The organism is Pulveribacter sp., assembly GCF_032079985.1.
Lineage (GTDB): Bacteria > Pseudomonadota > Gammaproteobacteria > Burkholderiales > Burkholderiaceae_C > Melaminivora.
In genome coordinates, this window is the sequence record NZ_DAMATK010000002.1 from 328,735 (window position 1) to 343,905 (window position 15,171).

12 protein-coding genes and 1 other RNA gene are annotated in these 15,171 nt (G+C 66.9%); 5 read left to right on the forward strand and 8 right to left on the reverse strand.

Going from position 1 to position 15,171, the window contains the following annotated elements; translation table 11 throughout:
* Window positions 1-66: 66 nt before the first annotated feature.
* The 5 genes from RT282_RS07805 to gyrA all read right to left on the reverse strand — a co-directional run bounded on the left by RT282_RS07805 (window position 67) and on the right by gyrA (window position 7,992).
* The gene (locus RT282_RS07805; protein ID WP_313313077.1) at window positions 67-2,079 is read right to left on the reverse strand and encodes a bifunctional 3-phosphoshikimate 1-carboxyvinyltransferase/cytidylate kinase; all 2,013 of its coding nucleotides are present in this window, start codon (window positions 2,077-2,079) and stop codon (window positions 67-69) included.
* Complete coding sequence (locus tag RT282_RS07810) at window positions 2,079-2,966, reverse strand: prephenate dehydrogenase/arogenate dehydrogenase family protein (protein WP_313313078.1); 888 nt, start codon at window positions 2,964-2,966, stop codon at window positions 2,079-2,081. The genes RT282_RS07805 and RT282_RS07810 overlap by 1 nt, the downstream gene beginning before the upstream one ends.
* 14 nt (window positions 2,967-2,980) lie before the next feature.
* Window positions 2,981-4,081, reverse strand: a complete 1,101-nt coding sequence (gene pheA / locus RT282_RS07815) for a prephenate dehydratase (RefSeq protein WP_313080592.1) — start codon at window positions 4,079-4,081, stop codon at window positions 2,981-2,983.
* A 69-nt stretch (window positions 4,082-4,150) separates the two neighbouring features.
* A complete protein-coding gene (serC, locus tag RT282_RS07820) occupies window positions 4,151-5,260 on the reverse strand; it encodes a 3-phosphoserine/phosphohydroxythreonine transaminase (RefSeq protein WP_313313079.1) in 1,110 nt (369 codons plus the stop codon).
* A gap of 86 nt (window positions 5,261-5,346) precedes the next feature.
* Entirely contained in the window at window positions 5,347-7,992 is a 2,646-nt protein-coding gene (gene gyrA, locus RT282_RS07825) for a DNA gyrase subunit A (RefSeq protein WP_313313080.1), read from the reverse strand.
* Between the two features lie 240 nt (window positions 7,993-8,232).
* On the opposite strand from gyrA, the gene ompA reads away from it, so the two are divergent.
* From ompA to ssrA, 4 genes are all read left to right on the forward strand, one after another.
* A complete protein-coding gene (ompA, locus tag RT282_RS07830; RefSeq protein WP_312305195.1) occupies window positions 8,233-8,892 on the forward strand; it encodes an outer membrane protein OmpA in 660 nt (219 codons plus the stop codon).
* A gap of 78 nt (window positions 8,893-8,970) precedes the next feature.
* Window positions 8,971-9,684, forward strand: a complete 714-nt coding sequence (gene ubiG, locus RT282_RS07835) for a bifunctional 2-polyprenyl-6-hydroxyphenol methylase/3-demethylubiquinol 3-O-methyltransferase UbiG (protein ID WP_313313082.1) — start codon at window positions 8,971-8,973, stop codon at window positions 9,682-9,684.
* Window positions 9,681-10,358 carry an HAD-IA family hydrolase gene (locus tag RT282_RS07840; protein ID WP_313313083.1) on the forward strand — a complete coding sequence of 226 codons (678 nt, stop codon included), beginning with the start codon at window positions 9,681-9,683 and terminating at the stop codon, window positions 10,356-10,358. Before ubiG ends, RT282_RS07840 begins: the two co-directional genes overlap by 4 nt.
* A 13-nt stretch (window positions 10,359-10,371) precedes the next feature.
* Window positions 10,372-10,750: a transfer-messenger RNA gene (ssrA, locus tag RT282_RS07845) on the forward strand.
* 265 nt (window positions 10,751-11,015) lie between these two features.
* Here the strand turns inward: ssrA and RT282_RS07850 are convergent.
* The 3 genes from RT282_RS07850 to RT282_RS07860 all read right to left on the reverse strand — a co-directional run bounded on the left by RT282_RS07850 (window position 11,016) and on the right by RT282_RS07860 (window position 14,096).
* The gene (locus RT282_RS07850; protein WP_312305596.1) at window positions 11,016-11,189 is read right to left on the reverse strand and encodes a hypothetical protein; all 174 of its coding nucleotides are present in this window, start codon (window positions 11,187-11,189) and stop codon (window positions 11,016-11,018) included.
* A gap of 95 nt (window positions 11,190-11,284) precedes the next feature.
* Window positions 11,285-12,811 carry an NAD(P)H-hydrate dehydratase gene (locus RT282_RS07855; protein WP_313313084.1) on the reverse strand — a complete coding sequence of 509 codons (1,527 nt, stop codon included), beginning with the start codon at window positions 12,809-12,811 and terminating at the stop codon, window positions 11,285-11,287.
* 37 nt (window positions 12,812-12,848) lie between these two features.
* Window positions 12,849-14,096: an FAD-dependent oxidoreductase gene (locus RT282_RS07860; protein ID WP_313313085.1), complete on the reverse strand. Its 1,248-nt coding sequence runs from the start codon at window positions 14,094-14,096 to the stop codon at window positions 12,849-12,851.
* A gap of 302 nt (window positions 14,097-14,398) precedes the next feature.
* Here RT282_RS07860 and rpsB point away from each other — a divergent pair, with 302 nt between their 5' ends.
* Window positions 14,399-15,151 carry a 30S ribosomal protein S2 gene (rpsB, locus tag RT282_RS07865; protein ID WP_312305603.1) on the forward strand — a complete coding sequence of 251 codons (753 nt, stop codon included), beginning with the start codon at window positions 14,399-14,401 and terminating at the stop codon, window positions 15,149-15,151.
* Window positions 15,152-15,171 lie beyond the last annotated feature (20 nt).

Genomic DNA, 15,171 nt, shown 5'->3' on the forward strand with positions numbered 1-15,171 from the left:
GGCCGGGCGCTGCTGGAGGCGCGAAGGGAGCCGGGCGGACCAAAAAACAGTCGTGCAACCTAAAGGTCAGAACGGCTGGCGTGCCTGCCACCAGGCAACCACCTGGGCCACGGCCTCGTCGATCGTGAGCAGGGAGTTGTCCAGCACCAGGGCATCTTCGGCGGGCACCAAGGGGGCGACGCTGCGGCTTGCATCCCGTGCGTCGCGCGCCTCCAGGTCCGCGCGAAGGTCGGAAATTGTAGCGGAAATGCCCTTGGAAATCAATTGTTTATGGCGCCGCTCGGCCCGTACGGCGGCGCTGGCCGTGAGGAAGACCTTCAGCGGCGCGCCGGGGAAGATCACCGTGCCCATGTCGCGCCCGTCCGCCACCAGGCCAGGCAGGCGGCGAAAGGCCAGTTGCAGCGCCACCAGTGCCTGGCGCACTGCCGGCAGGGCCGACACGCGCGAGGCGTTCATGCCCACCTCTTCGGCGCGGATGGCGTCGGTGATGTCGCCGTCGTCCAGCCAGATGCGCCCATCCTTGAAGCGCACCGGCAGGCCGCGGGCCAGCGCGGCCAGGCGCTGCTCCTGCCCCGGCTCGATGGCGATGCCGGCGCGCATGGCAGCCAGCGCCGTGGTGCGGTACATGGCGCCCGAATCCAGGAAGTGGTAGCCCAGCTGCTGCGCCACGGCGGCAGCCACCGTGCCCTTGCCCGAGGCCGTGGGGCCGTCGATGCAGATCACGGGAATGCGTTCCTGCGGTGTCTGCGCCACGGCGAACAGCGCCTCGAAATAGTCGGGGAAGGTCTTGCCCACGCAGCGCGGGTCTTCGATGCGCACGGGCAGGCCGGCCGGGTTGAAGGCCGCCAGCGAGAAGCACATGGCCACGCGGTGGTCGTCGTAGGTGTGGATGCTGGCGGCGCGCCAGTCGGCCTGTGGCAGGGGGGCGACGCTCAGCCAGTCTGCGCCTTCCTGCACCGTCGCGCCGAGCTTGCGCAGCTCGCACGCCATGGCAGCGATGCGGTCGGTCTCCTTGACGCGCCAGCTGGCGATGTTGCGCAGTGTGGTCACGCCGTCGGCGTACAGCGCCATGACGGCCAGCGTCATGGCGGCGTCGGGGATGTGGTTGCAGTCCAGGTCGATGGCCTTGAGAGGCCACGCGCCGCGGCAGACCTCCAGCCAGCCCGGCCCGCCCGTTACCTGGGCTCCCATGGCCTGCGCGGCCTCGATGAAGCGGATGTCGCCCTGGATGGAGTCCAGCCCCACGCCCAGAATCTTCAAGGGTTTTTCGCCACCAACGCCCGCTGTTATTGCGCCGGCAGCTATGAAATAGCTAGCAGATGAAGCGTCCGCCTCGACGTGGATCTGCCCGGGCGAGCGGTACTGGCTGCCCGCCGGGATGACGAAGCGCTGCCAGGCTTCGTGGCGCACGGCGATGCCGAAACGCGCCAGCAGCTCCAGGGTGATGTGGATATAAGGCCGGGAAATCAGCTCGCCCACCACCTCGATCACCACCTCCTGCTCCCTGGCCACCAGCGGCAGTGCCAGCAGCAAAGCGGTGAGGAACTGGCTGGACACGTCGCCGCGCACGCGAATGGGCGCGTCCAGCCGCAGCGGCGGCAGGCCGTCGCCCTGCGCGATGCGCAGCGGCGGGTAGCCTTCGCTCCCCACGCAGTCGATGCGGCAGCCCAGCTGGCGCAGGGCGTCGACCAGATCGCCAATGGGTCGCTCGTGCATGCGCGGGATGCCCGACAGCTCGTACTCGCCGCCCAGCAGCGCCAACGCCGCGGTGAGCGGGCGCATGGCGGTGCCGGCGTTGCCCAGGAAAAGTTTGGCCGGAGACTTCGGTTGGCGCCCGCCCAGGCCGGTGATGCGCGCCACGCCGCCGCCCGCCTCCTGCACGCCGCAGCCCAGCGCGCGCAGCGCGTCCAGCATGACGCGCGTGTCGTCCGAGGCCAGCAGGTCGTGCACCTCGGTCGTGCCCTCGCTCAGGGCGGCCAGCAGCAGCACGCGGTTGGAGATGCTCTTGGAGCCCGGCAGCTGCACGCTGCCGCCAGCCTGCTGCAGCGGCGGCAGGTCAAGGAATGCGGTGGAATACATCAGCCCTCCCGGGAAGGCCGGCCGCCGTTGCCCATGCGCCAGTTGGCGCGGGTGCTGCTGGCCAGCGTGATCAGGTCTTCCAGCGGCTGGTCGGTGTCGGCCTGCATGGCCGCCTCCAGCGCTTGCAGCGCCTGCTTGAAGTGTTGCGACTGGGTCAGCACCTCGGTGCGGTTGGCGCGCAGCACGTCGCGCCACAGTTGCGGGTCGCTGGCGGCGATGCGGGTGAAGTCGCGAAAGCCCGGGCCGGCCATGTCCAGCAGTACGTCGGCCTGGGGCTGGCCGTTGATGCTGCCCATCATGGCGAAAGCCAGCAGGTGCGGCAGGTGGCTGACTGCGGCGAACGCCGCGTCGTGCGTCTCCGGCGCCATGCTGCGCACGTCGCAGCCCAGGGCGCTCCACAGCGCCTCGGCGCGGCGCAAGTGCACGGTGAGGGTGCGCTCGGTGGGCGTCAGGATGACCTTGGCGCCCTGGTACAGCTGTGCATCGGCATGCTCCACACCCGCCACCTCGCGCCCCGTGATCGGGTGGGCCGGCACGAAGGACCCAAACTGGTCGCGCAGCGCGCGCTGCGCCCCCTGCACCACGTCGGTTTTGGTGGAGCCCACGTCCATCACCAGCATCTTCGGCGTGACCAGGTGCTTGATGGCCTTGAGCGTGGCCTCGGTGGCGGCCACCGGCACGGCCAACAGCACGATGTCGGCGCCGGCCGCGGCCAACAGGGCCGAGGGCGCCTCCACGTCGATCACGCCCAGCTGGCGCGCGCGGTCGGTGGTGGAGGGCGACTTGCTGTAGCCCACCACGCGCTGCACGAGCCCGGCGCGCTTCATCGCCAGCGCGAAGGAGCCGCCCATCAGGCCGCAGCCGATCAGTCCCAGTTGCTCGAACATGGCCGTGCCTGCCATCACGCCGACACCGGGTAGGTGCCCAGCACCTTGTAGAAGGCGGCGAGCTGCTGCAGCTCGGCCAGAGCGCTGGCCACGTGGCCTTCAGCCGGATGGCCTTCGATGTCGATGTAGAAGTAGTACTCCCACTGGCCGGTGCGGGCCGGGCGCGATTCGAAGCGCGTCATGGACACGCCGTGTTTCTTCAGCGGCACCAGCAGATCGTGCACGGCGCCGGGGCGGTTGGGCACGGAAATGATCAGGCTGGTGCAGTCGCGCCCCGTGGGCGCCGGCGTGGCCAGCGTGTGGCGCAGGCAGATGACGGCAAAGCGCGTGCGGTTGTAGGCGTCGTCCTGGATGGCATGGGCCACCACGTGCAGGCCGTACTGCTGGGCCGCGCGCTCGCTGGAGATACCGGCCCAGGCCGGGTTGGTGGCGGCCAGGCGGGCGCCTTCGGCATTGCTGGACACCGGGCGGCGCTCGGCGTGCGGCAGGTGCTTGGACAGCCAGGCGTGGCACTGGGCCAGCGCCTGCGGGTGGGCCAGCACGGCCTCGATGCCTTCCGCTGAGGGGCTGGTGCGCAGCAGGTTGTGGCGCACCAGCAGGCTGACCTCGCCCACCACGTGGCAGGGCGTGTGCAGGAACATGTCCAGCGAGCGGGTGACCACGCCCTCGTTGGAATTTTCCACACCCACCACGCCGTACTGGGCGCTGCCGGCGGCCGTGGCGTGAAAGACTTCGTCGAAGCTGTTGCAGTACATCAGGTCGGCCGCGCCGCCGAAGTACTCGATGGCCGCCTGCTCGCAGAACGTGCCCTCCGGGCCCAACACGGCCACGCGCTGGGGAGACTCCAGCGCCAGGCAGGCCGACATGATCTCGCGCCAGATGGCGGCCACGTGCGCGCCCTTGAGCGGGCCGGGGTTGCTGGTGGTGATCTTCTCGATCACCTGGGCAACGCGGTCGGGCCGGAAGTAGGGCGTGCCGTCGCGCTTCTTGACCTCGCCCACCTGTTCGGCCACCTTGGCACGCTGGTTGAGCAGGCTCAGCAGTTGCTGGTCGATGCTGTCGATCTGCGTGCGCAGGCTGGAGAGGTCGGGCGTGGAGGTGGGTTGTTGGGACATCAGGCAGACAGGAGGGCAGGGCAGGCGCACAGACCTGCCGGGGCGTGGAGCGGGCGTGGCGGGCGCGCCTCAGGCGTGGTGCTGCTCAAATTCTCGCATGTAGGCGATGAGCGCCTCGACGCCGGCCATGGGCATGGCGTTGTACAGGCTGGCACGCATGCCGCCCACGGACTTGTGGCCCTTGAGCTGCAGCAGGCCGCGCTCGCGGGCGCCGGCCAGGAAGGCATCGTTGCGCGACTCGTCGCGCAGGAAGAAGGGGATGTTCATGCGCGAGCGGGCCGGCGGCGCCACCTTGTTCACGTACAGCTGCGACTGGTCCACGTAGCCGTAGAAGCGCTCGGCCTTGGCACGGTTGCGCAGCTCCATGGCGGCCACCCCGGTGGCGTCGCCCTCGCGCTGGCTCTTGAGCCACTGGAAGGTGAGGCCGGCGACGTAGATGCCCCAGGTCGGCGGCGTGTTGAACATGGACTTGTTGTCGGCCACGATTCGGTAATCGAACGCGCTGGGGCAGGCGGGCAGCGCGTGGCCCAGCAGGTCGTCGCGCACCACCACCAGAGTCAGGCCGGCGGGGCCCAGGTTCTTCTGCGCGCCGCCGAAGGCCAGGCCGACGCGCGACCAGTCTACGGGGCGTGAGGCGACGTGCGAGGAGAAGTCGATGACCAGCGGCGTGTCGCTGCCCAGGGCGGCCAGGTCGGGCAGTTCCTGAAATTCGACGCCGTGGATGGTCTCGTTGCTGCACAGGTGCACGTAGCTGGCGCCGCGGCTGAGCTGCCAGCCGGCCGGATCGGGGATGGCGGTGAAGCCGCCGTCCTCCCCGCTGGCGGCGGTGTGCACCTCGGCCGCGTACTTGAGGGCTTCCTTGCGCGATTTCGCGCTCCAGCTGCCGGTGACGACGAAGTCCACCGCGGCGGCGCGCGACAGGTTGAGCGGGACGATGGCGTTCTCGGCCAGGCCGCCGCCCTGCATGAACAGGATGTGGAAGTGCGAGGGCACGGCCAGCAGCTCGCGCAGGTCGGCTTCGGCCTGCTCGCAGATGGCGATGAACTCCTTGCCGCGGTGGCTCATCTCCATGACGCCCATGCCGCTGCCGTGCCAGTCGAGCATCTCGGCGGCAGCGCGCTGCAGCACTTCTTCGGGGATGGCGGCGGGGCCTGCGGAGAAGTTGTAGGGACGGTTCATGGTTTCAAGCAAAATCGGGCTCCAGCGCTTGCTGGGCAAGCGCTGGCAGCTATGGTTTCAGTAGCGAAGTGGCGGGGGCGGGGCGGTCACTCCTGCGCCGGGCCGGCATCGGGAGCGACCTCGTCCGGAGCGGCCGGATCGGCGGCATGGGCGTCGTTCTCGACGATGCGCTGCAGGCCGGACAGGCGCGCGCCGTCGTCCAGCGCGATCAGCGTCACGCCCTGCGTGGCGCGGCCCAGCTCGCGGATCTCGGACACGCGGGTGCGCACCAGCACGCCGGTGTCGGTGATCAGCATGATCTCGTCATCCGCCCGCACCAGCGTGGCCGCCACCACCCGGCCGTTGCGGCCGGACTGCTGGATGGCGATCATGCCCTTGGTGCCGCGGCCGTGGCGGGTGTATTCGGTGATGCTGGTGCGCTTGCCGTAGCCGTTTTCGGTGGCAGTCAGCACGCTTTGCGACTCGTCCTCGGCCACCAGCATAGCGATGACGCTCTGGCCTTCCTCCAGTGTCATGCCCTTGACGCCGCGCGCGTTGCGGCCCATGGCGCGCACGTCGTTCTCGTCGAAGCGCACGGCCTTGCCGCCGTCGGAGAACAGCATCACGTCGTGCTGGCCGTCCGTCAGCGCGGCGCCGATGAGGTAGTCGCCCTCATCCAGGCCGACGGCGATGATGCCGCCCTTGCGCGGGTTGGAGAACTCCGACAGCTGCGTCTTCTTGACCGTGCCCATGCTGGTGGCCATGAATACGTAGTGATCGGCCGGAAAGGTGCGCATGGCGCCCGTCAGCGGCAGCACGACGTTGATCTTCTCGCCATCGGCCAGCGGGAACATGTTGACGATGGGCCGCCCGCGGGAGCCGCGCGAGCCCGAGGGCGCCTCCCAGACCTTCAGCCAGTACAGGCGGCCGCGGTTGGAAAAGCACAGGATCCAGTCGTGCGTATTGGCGATGAAGAGCTGGTCGATCCAGTCGTCTTCCTTGGTGGCCGTGGCCTGCTTGCCGCGCCCACCGCGCCGCTGCGAGCGGTATTCGGACAGCGGCTGGCTCTTGATGTAGCCCGTGTGGCTGAGCGTGACCACCATGTCGGTAGGCGTGATCAGGTCCTCGGTGGACAGGTCCTGCGCGCTGTGCTCGATCAGGCTGCGGCGCGCGCCCAGGCGGGTCTGGCCGAACTCGGCCTTGAGGGCAGTGAGCTCCTCGCCAATGATGGTGGACACGCGGCCGGGGCGGGCCAGGATGTCGAGCAGGTCCTCGATGTGGGCCATGACCTCCTTGTACTCGGCCACAATCTTGTCCTGCTCCAGGCCGGTCAGGCGCTGCAGGCGCATCTGCAGGATTTCCTGGGCCTGCGTGTCGGACAGGCGGTACAGGCCGCCGGCTTGCATGCCGTACTCGCGCTCCAGCCCCTCGGGGCGGTAGTCGTCGGCGTTGACCACGCCGCCGTCCTCGCGCGTGCGCGTCAGCATCTCGCGCACCAGCTGGCTGTCCCAGGAGCGGTTCATCAGCTCGGCCTTGGCCACGGGGGGCGTGGGCGACTCGCGGATGATGCGGATGAATTCGTCGATATTGGCCAGGGCCACGGCCAGGCCTTCAAGCACGTGGCCGCGCTCGCGCGCCTTGCGCAGCTCGAACACCGTGCGCCGCGTGACCACCTCGCGGCGGTGCTGCAGGAAGACCTCAACCAGATCCTTCAGGTTGCACAGGCGCGGTTGGCCGTCGATCAGCGCCACCATGTTCATGCCGAAGGTGTCCTGCAGCTGCGTCTGCTTGTACAGGTTGTTCAGCACCACCTCGGGCACTTCGCCGCGCTTGAGCTCGATCACCAGGCGCATGCCGGACTTGTCGGACTCGTCCTGGATGTGGCTGATGCCCTCGAGCTTCTTCTCGTGCACCAGCTCGGCCATGCGCTCCTGCAGCGTCTTTTTATTGACCTGGTAGGGCAGCTCGTCAACGATGATGGCCTGGCGCTGGCCGCGGTCGATGTCCTCGAAGTGCACCTTGGCACGCATCACCACCCGGCCGCGGCCCGTGCGGTAGCCTTCCTTCACGCCGTTGATGCCGTAGATGATGCCGGCCGTGGGGAAGTCGGGCGCCGGGATGATCTCCATCAGCTCGTCGATGGAAGCTTCAGGGTGGCGCAGCAAGTGCAAACAAGCGTCCACCACCTCGTTCAGGTTGTGCGGTGGAATGTTGGTGGCCATGCCCACCGCAATGCCGGCCGAGCCGTTGACCAGCAGGTTGGGCAGGCGGCTGGGCAGCACCAGCGGCTCCTTCTCGCTGCCGTCGTAGTTGGGCCCGAAATCGACCGTCTCTTTGTCGATGTCGGCCAGCATTTCGTGCGCAATTTTTGCCAGGCGGATTTCGGTGTAGCGCATGGCCGCGGCGTTGTCGCCGTCGACCGAGCCGAAGTTGCCTTGGCCGTCCACCAGCATGTGGCGCAGCGAGAAATCCTGCGCCATGCGCACGATCGTGTCGTACACCGCGCTGTCGCCGTGCGGGTGGTATTTACCGATCACGTCGCCGACGATACGGGCCGATTTCTTGTACGGCCGGTTCCAATCGTTGTTGAGCTCGTGCATGGCGTACAGCACGCGCCGGTGCACGGGCTTGAGGCCGTCACGCGCATCGGGCAGGGCGCGGCCCACGATCACGCTCATGGCGTAATCGAGATAGCTGCGGCGCATCTCCTCTTCCAGGCTGATGGGCAGAGTCTCTTTGGCAAACTGAATCATGGCGGCGAGAAAAGGCAAGGGACGGCAAGCGGGCGAGCGGTCATTTTAGGTGCAAGGGCTTGTCGTAGCAGCGCAACATATCTCCGGGATTGCGCTTTTGTCCTACGGTTCGCGCCTCGCCCAGGTCGCGCTGCCCTTGTTACGTATGGCACAATCGTTTCAACGTTTTCGTCGGTGGCGGTCACTGGCGGCGTCCATCATTCGCAGCGCGGCTGCGGCTTATTCCCCAAGAGGAGAACCATGAAGAAACTGAACAAAGTGGCGATGTTGTTGGCCTCTGCCGTGATTGCAACCTCGGCTGGCGCCCAAGTGAAGGCAGCCGACGGCGGTAACGTGGTCGACAACTGGCAAAACGGCACCGGCGAGCTGGTCTGGAAGAACGGCACGAACGAACTGTGCTGGCGCGATGCCAACTGGACGCCTGCCACCGCCGCCGAAGGCTGCGATGGTGCTCTGGTGAAGGCTGCTCCTGCACCTGCTCCGGCAGCTGCTCCCGCTCCGGCCGCCGCTCCGGCACCTGCACCCGCTCCCGCGCCCGCTGCGGCCAGCAAGGTGACCTACGCCGCCGACGCGTTCTTCGACTTCGACAAGTCCGTGCTCAAGCCTGAAGGCAAGGCTAAGCTGGACGACCTGGTCTCCAAGGTGAAGAACATCAACCTGGAAGTCATCATTGCCGTGGGTCACACCGACTCCATCGGTACCGATGCCTACAACCAGAAGCTGTCCGTGCGCCGTGCCGAAGCTGTGAAGGCCTACCTGGTCTCCAAGGGCATCGAAAAGAACCGCGTGTACACCGAAGGCAAGGGCGAGAAGCAGCCTGTGGCTGACAACCGCACTGCCGAAGGCCGCGCCAAGAACCGCCGCGTTGAAATCGAAGTGGTCGGCACCCGCGCCAACTAATTCGCTTCATGCGCATAAAAAAAGCCCCGTTGCCGGGGCTTTTTTTCGCCTGCCGTATTTCGAGGGGACAATGGCAGCATGACCGAGCACCTCAATGCCGACCCGGCCGAGCTGGCCAAATTCTCCGAGCTGGCCCATCGTTGGTGGGATCCTGACAGCGAATTCCGCCCCTTACACCAGATCAACCCGCTGCGCCTGGAGTGGATCAACCAGATTACTTCGCTGTCAGGTCAGTGCGTGCTGGACGTGGGGTGTGGTGGCGGCATTCTCGCGGACTCCATGGCCCGCAAGGGGGCAGATGTTCTGGGTATCGATCTGGCATCGAAGGCACTGAAGGTGGCGCGTTTGCATGCCCTCGAGGCGGGAACACCGCGGGTGCGCTATCGCGAGGTCAGCGTGGAAGAGCTGGCGCGGGAAGCGCCGTCTTCCTTCGACACAGTGACCTGCATGGAAATGCTCGAGCACGTGCCCGACCCGCATTCAGTGGTCGAGGCATGTTCGCGCCTCGTCAAGCCCGGTGGCTGGGTGTTCTTTTCAACCATCAACCGCAACGCGAAGTCATTCGCCTTAGCCATTGTGGCGGCGGAATACATGCTGAGAATGCTGCCGCGGGGCACGCATGAATATGCCAAATTCATCCAGCCCAGCGAATTGGCTGCCGCTTGCCGGCAGGCAGGCCTGGACGTCATTCATACGCGTGGCATGGAGCACAACCCGCTGAGTGGCCGCTATTGGCTCAGTGCCGATACCAGCGTGAACTATCTGTTCGCGACACGGCGCCCCGAGGCATGAGCGGGGCAAGGTGGTCTGAAGTACGGGCCGTTCTGTTCGATCTGGATGGCACGCTGATCGACAGTGCGCCAGACCTGGGTTGTGCAGCCAATCAGCTGCGCGTGGCGCGGGACTTGGCACCCCTGCCACTCTCAGCCTACCGCTCCATGGCGGGCGCAGGTGCGCGTGGCATGCTTTCGATAGCATTCGGCATCAAGCCCGACGATGAGGCATTCCCAGTGCTGCGCGAGGAGTTCTTCGACAATTACCAGCGCTGCATCCATGAACAGACCGAAGTGTTCGCCCAAGTTGATGAGCTGCTGTCCGTGCTGCAGCGCAACTCGGTGCGCTGGGGGGTGGTGACCAACAAGGCCAGCCGGTTCACTGATCTCATAGTGCAGAGGCTGCGTTTGTTCGACGGTGCGTCGGTCGTGGTCAGTGGCGATACCACGCCTCACTCCAAGCCGCATCCTGCCCCACTTCTAGAGGCCGCGACGCGACTTGGAATGCCGCCACAGGCCTGCATCTACGTCGGGGACGATCACCGGGATATCCTGGCTGGTCAGGCGGCCGGCATGGGTACGGTGGCTGCCCTGTACGGTTACCTTGGCCAGGATGCGACCGTCACCGCCTGGGGGGCTGACGCAACGATAGATTTTCCCCTGGACCTCTTGAAACTACTGGATCTGTCTTAAAATAACAGGCTCTGGGGCTGTCCTGGTTTCGACGTGGGTTCGGAATCGGAGTGGTGCATGTCGAGCTTGAGTGACGCTCGTAAATCTCCATTCAATAAACCAACTGCAAACGACGAACGTTTCGCACTCGCCGCTTAAATACCGGTGAGCCTTGCAACAGCACGCTGATGGGCTGGGCAAGGGGGCCGCAAGGCCTCCCGGCTGCAAGGGAATTCACATCAGCTGGCACCGTGCCGGGTACCTTGGCATGGTGCGAGATTCAAGGGTACTGGCATCCTGCATAGCGTGCGTCTGCGCGATGTGGGGTGCGAGACTCAAAACAGAACGCTAAACATGTAGATCTGCCCGGTAAAGGCTTGCGGACGCGGGTTCAATTCCCGCCAGCTCCACCATTCAAGACACCGCCACACACTGAGACTCAAGGTGTGTGGCGGTTTTTTCTTGTCCTGCAGTGTGCTGTGGTGTCCTGAAATTCGCACCGATTTCGCACCGGCCCTGCGTTCCCCATCGCACTTTATCCATTGGGATGAGGCGACGCAGGTGCGTAAGACCGTCTGTTCCCCTCTTTTCTTGCCGCGAGCAGTGAAAGATGCGGTTCAGAACGCTGCTTGACGATCGAGCATCAAGACCGCTCGAGGGGCGTGAATTGCTGCCTGATCAGTCAAAGAAACCCGCAGGCACCAATTGTTCGATCTGAGTGTGTACCTGCGAATCCGCCACTTGTGTGGTCTGGTGGGGTAGCAAGGTCATGCCTCCCGCAAGCAAGGCCAGCAGCACGGTGATCACGAAAGCTGCCAGTGCGGGAGTGCTGGAGTGCAGAGGGCGTTTCATGGCGGTGACCTCGGGCGTCAGGGCTATTGAATCAGGTACGGTTTCAAGCTGATTGAAAACCATAGCCTCGGCCTGCGCTGTCAGACAAAAGCCAGTCAGGCGGTGAGTGCGCGGGCGAGCCCAAGGGCGGTGAGGGCTGTGTGATCTGGCCAGCGGTCGGCTACTGCTCCGTGCTCCCAGCAGGCGCGGCAAGCGGCACCGAATGCGGCGTCTAGTGTTGCAGGTGCTGCGGCGAGGCGCGCGCCCAGCAGGCCGGCCAGCACGTCACCGGTGCCAGCGGAGGCCAGGCGCGCATTGCCTGTCGGGTTGATACGGGGAGTGCACCCTGGGGCTGCAACCACGCTGCCAGAGCCTTTGAGCACCACGGCGCAGCCGAAACGGTCGGCCAGTTCACCAGCGGCACAAAGGCGATCGGCTTGCACGGCCTCGGTGCCGGTTCCCAGCAGGCGTGCGGCTTCGAGAGGATGCGGGGTGAGTACGGTCGAACGGTCAGGATGGTGAGCGCGCTCGCTCAGCAGTTGCGCCAGCGTGCGGTCGGCGGCAATGACATTGAGGGCATCGGCGTCCAGCACCAGCCGCGCTGCCTGCTGCAGGATGGGCGCCAGCACTGCTGTGATGGCGACGCCACCACCACAGCCGGCGACAACGGTCAGCCCGCCTTCCAGCGCCAGTGCCTCGAAGCGGCGCGGCATGCATTCCGGCTGCAGGGCGGTCACGGCGCCCGCGCTGGCGGCATCGTCCAGCGGAGCCACCAGGACACGCCCGGCCCCGGCGTGCAGGGCCGCGCTGGCCGCCAGCAGGGCGGCGCCCGTCATGCCCATGCCGCGCCGGCCCATGCCTTCACCGCCGACGATGGCAACGTCTCCATAGCTGCCTTTGTGGCTGGCATGCAGTCGGGTTGAGGGCGCCGGTGCTCCGGCCAGCCAGGCCGCGGGCCGCAAGTTGGCCGTGTCCACGCCCAGGTCGTCAAACCACACACTGCCGGCCGCGTCGCGCCCAAGGGCGGTAAACAGCCCTGGTTTGAGCGTGAGCAGCGCCAGGGTATGGCGCGCGGAGGCGACCGGGGTCTTGGGGGCCAGTCCTGGCGCGAACTGACCGGTGTCGGCCAGCAGGCCCGACGGCAGGTCCACACTCAGCACGTGCGCGGCGCTCGACTGCAGGACCGCCAGCCATTGCAGCAGGCGTGGATCGGGTGAATGACCGTGCGGGCGGCAGGTCAGCCCTAGGCCGAGAAGGGCGTCCACGCACAGGTCCTGCGGGCCCAGGTCAGGCGGGTGCTGCGCAAATTCCACGCCTGCCTCGCGCGCCAGCAGCCAAGCCTGGCGGGCGTCCTGGGGCAACTGCTGTGCGTCGCTGGCCAGGCAGCTGACGACCACGTGCCGGCCCGCTACCCGCAGCGCGGCGGCCGCCTGCAGACCATCGCCGCCGTTGTTACCACTGCCACAGGCGATCCAGATCGTGCGGGCGTGGGGGGCCAGTGCCCTTGCCAGCCGGGCTGTGGCCAGGCCGGCGCGCTGCATGAGCGTGTGTGGCGGCAGCTTGGTGGCTGCCACGGACTCGATGTGCCGGGTGGCCTCGCTGCTGAAGAGCGGGTAGGCGGTAGAAAGGTCTAGACGCAGCATGCCAGCCATTGTGCGGCGCCGTGCAGTGCTGGAAAAGTCAGAAGCGGGCCAGGGCGAACGGCTCGGCGTTCAGGCCCGGATCGCGTCCGGCCAGTTGGTCGGCCAGCATCCGCGCGCTGCCGCAGGCATGGGCCCAGCCGCAGGCGCCGTGACCGATGTTGAGCCACAAGCCGGGCGTCGGCCCCGCACCGATGAGGGGCGCGCCATCGGGCAGGGTAGGGCGGGCGCCGCGCCAGACCTGCACCTGGGGCGAAGACACCAGCGCGCCGCCGGGGAACCAGCCCGACAGCGCCAGGTAGAGCGTGCGCAGCGTGGCCTCGTCATGCGCCCCGCCAGCGGCGGCCATCTCGGCGCCCCCGGACACACGCACCCGCTGGCCCTGACGCGTGATGGTCACACGGTGCTGCGGGTCGATGACGGCGCCCTGGGGCGCATGGCTCTCTTCGCGCAGAGGCGCAGTCACCGAATAGCCGTGCATGCCCGCCAAGGGCAGGCGCACGCTTAGGGGACGCAGCAGCGCCGCGCTGGCCATGCCGGCGCACAGCACTACGGCGTCAGCTGTCAGAGGCTCATTCTGGCCCGCGAGTTGCACGCCAGGACGTCCAGTGGCCAGCGATTGCACGGGGGTGTTGAAGAAGAAGCGCGCGCCGCGTTCCTGCGCGGCCTGGCGCAGCAGTTGGGCGAACAGCCGGCAGTTGGCGGCTTCGCCATCCGGGGCGTGCAGTGCGCCGGCCAAGGGTACCTCCGGCGCCAGGCCAGGCTCGATCAGGCGTGCGGTGTCGGCATCCACCTCGCGCACCTGCATGCCGGCGGCGGTCAGGGCCTCCAGCGCAGGTTGCGCCAGCTGCAGATCAGCGCGGTTGCGCAGCAGCATCAGCGTGCCCCGGCTGGATTCGATGTCCACGTCCAGCTCGTGGGCGATGGTGCGCGTGCGCGCCAGGCTGGCCTGGCCCAGCGCGGCGAGAGCCGACAGGCGCTCGCCGGCACGCGCGTGGCGGCCGGCCTGCATCCAGCGCCACAGCCAGACCATGCCCCCGGTGCCTGCGCCGCGCACCAGGCGCAGCGCCGCGCGGTTGCCGAGCAGCCGGCGCGACAGCCGTCCGTCGGCGCCCGGTGCGGCCCAGGGGATGAGCAGCGACGGCGCCAGCAGGCCAGCGCTGGCAAAGCTGGCCTGCTCGGCGGCGGCGGCGCGCTGCTCCACGACCGTGACTTGGTGGCCGTCGTAGGCCAGTTCATAGGCGGTGGCGGTGCCGACGATGCCGGCGCCGACAATGATGATGTGCATGAAGATTGAAGCGAAATGCAGCCCCAGCCCTTACTGGACAAGCGCTGGCAGCTATGATTTTTGAGTTTTTGTAAGGCTCGGGAGAGGGCTGTCTGCCGGGGCGCTGCCGGTCCGTGCAGGCTGTCTATGGTAGAATCCCGCGGTTTTGCCGAGAGCCCAAGCCTTCCTGATCGCGGGGTGGCGGCAGCGGCAAAGCAAGTAGCAAACCAGCCCTTTCGAGGTGTTGCGCCGGCAGTCCCTGCAAGGGGCGCGGGCCGCAATGATTGGGGCTGGATTTTAGACCCAACCTTCGGAGCACATTCATGTCCGTGACCATGCGCGAAATGCTGGAAGCAGGTGTCCACTTCGGCCACCAAACCCGCTTCTGGAACCCCAAGATGGCCCCCTATATCTTTGGCCATCGCAACAAGATTCACATCATCAACCTGGAAAAGTCGCTGCCGATGTTCCAGGAGGCGCAGAAGTTCGTGCGCCAGCTGTCCGCCAACCGCGGCACCATCCTGATGGTGGGCACCAAGCGCCAGGCCCGCGAGATCCTGGCCGAGCAGGCGCAGCGCGCCGGCGTGCCTTATGTCGACCAGCGCTGGCTGGGCGGCATGCTGACCAACTTCAAGACCGTCAAGACGTCCATCAAGCGCCTGAAGGACATGAAGGCCCAGCAGGAAGCCGGCCTGGAGTCCATGAGCAAGAAGGAACAGCTGATGTTCGCGCGCGAGCTGGAAAAGCTGGAAAAGGACATCGGCGGCATTCAGGACATGAACGCCCTGCCCGACGCCATCTTCGTGATTGACGTGGGCTTCCACAAGATCGCCGTGGCCGAGGCCAAGAAGCTGGGCATTCCGCTGATCGGTGTGGTGGACTCCAACCACTCGCCCGAGGGCATCGACTACGTGATCCCCGGCAACGACGACTCGGCCAAGGCCGTGACGCTGTATGCCCGCGGCATCGCTGACGCCATCCTGGAAGGCCGCGCGAACGCCGAGACCGACCTGGTCAAGACCGTCGCCGCCGAGGGTAGCGACGAATTCGTGGAAGTGCAGGAATCCGCCGCCTAACCAGCCCGGACCGCACGCGA

Bases quoted from the DNA above. Each gene is read 5' to 3' on its own strand.
- RT282_RS07805 (WP_313313077.1), bottom strand. From the start codon at position 2,079: ATGTATTCCACCGCATTCCTTGACCTGCCGCCGCTGCAGCAGGCTGGC.
- RT282_RS07810 (WP_313313078.1), bottom strand. From the start codon at position 2,966: ATGTTCGAGCAACTGGGACTGATCGGCTGCGGCCTGATGGGCGGCTCC.
- pheA (WP_313080592.1), bottom strand. From the start codon at position 4,081: ATGTCCCAACAACCCACCTCCACGCCCGACCTCTCCAGCCTGCGCACG.
- serC (WP_313313079.1), bottom strand. From the start codon at position 5,260: ATGAACCGTCCCTACAACTTCTCCGCAGGCCCCGCCGCCATCCCCGAA.
- gyrA (WP_313313080.1), bottom strand. From the start codon at position 7,992: ATGATTCAGTTTGCCAAAGAGACTCTGCCCATCAGCCTGGAAGAGGAG.
- ompA (WP_312305195.1), top strand. From the start codon at position 8,233: ATGAAGAAACTGAACAAAGTGGCGATGTTGTTGGCCTCTGCCGTGATT.
- ubiG (WP_313313082.1), top strand. From the start codon at position 8,971: ATGACCGAGCACCTCAATGCCGACCCGGCCGAGCTGGCCAAATTCTCC.
- RT282_RS07840 (WP_313313083.1), top strand. From the start codon at position 9,681: ATGAGCGGGGCAAGGTGGTCTGAAGTACGGGCCGTTCTGTTCGATCTG.
- RT282_RS07850 (WP_312305596.1), bottom strand. From the start codon at position 11,189: ATGAAACGCCCTCTGCACTCCAGCACTCCCGCACTGGCAGCTTTCGTG.
- RT282_RS07855 (WP_313313084.1), bottom strand. From the start codon at position 12,811: ATGCTGCGTCTAGACCTTTCTACCGCCTACCCGCTCTTCAGCAGCGAG.
- RT282_RS07860 (WP_313313085.1), bottom strand. From the start codon at position 14,096: ATGCACATCATCATTGTCGGCGCCGGCATCGTCGGCACCGCCACCGCC.
- rpsB (WP_312305603.1), top strand. From the start codon at position 14,399: ATGTCCGTGACCATGCGCGAAATGCTGGAAGCAGGTGTCCACTTCGGC.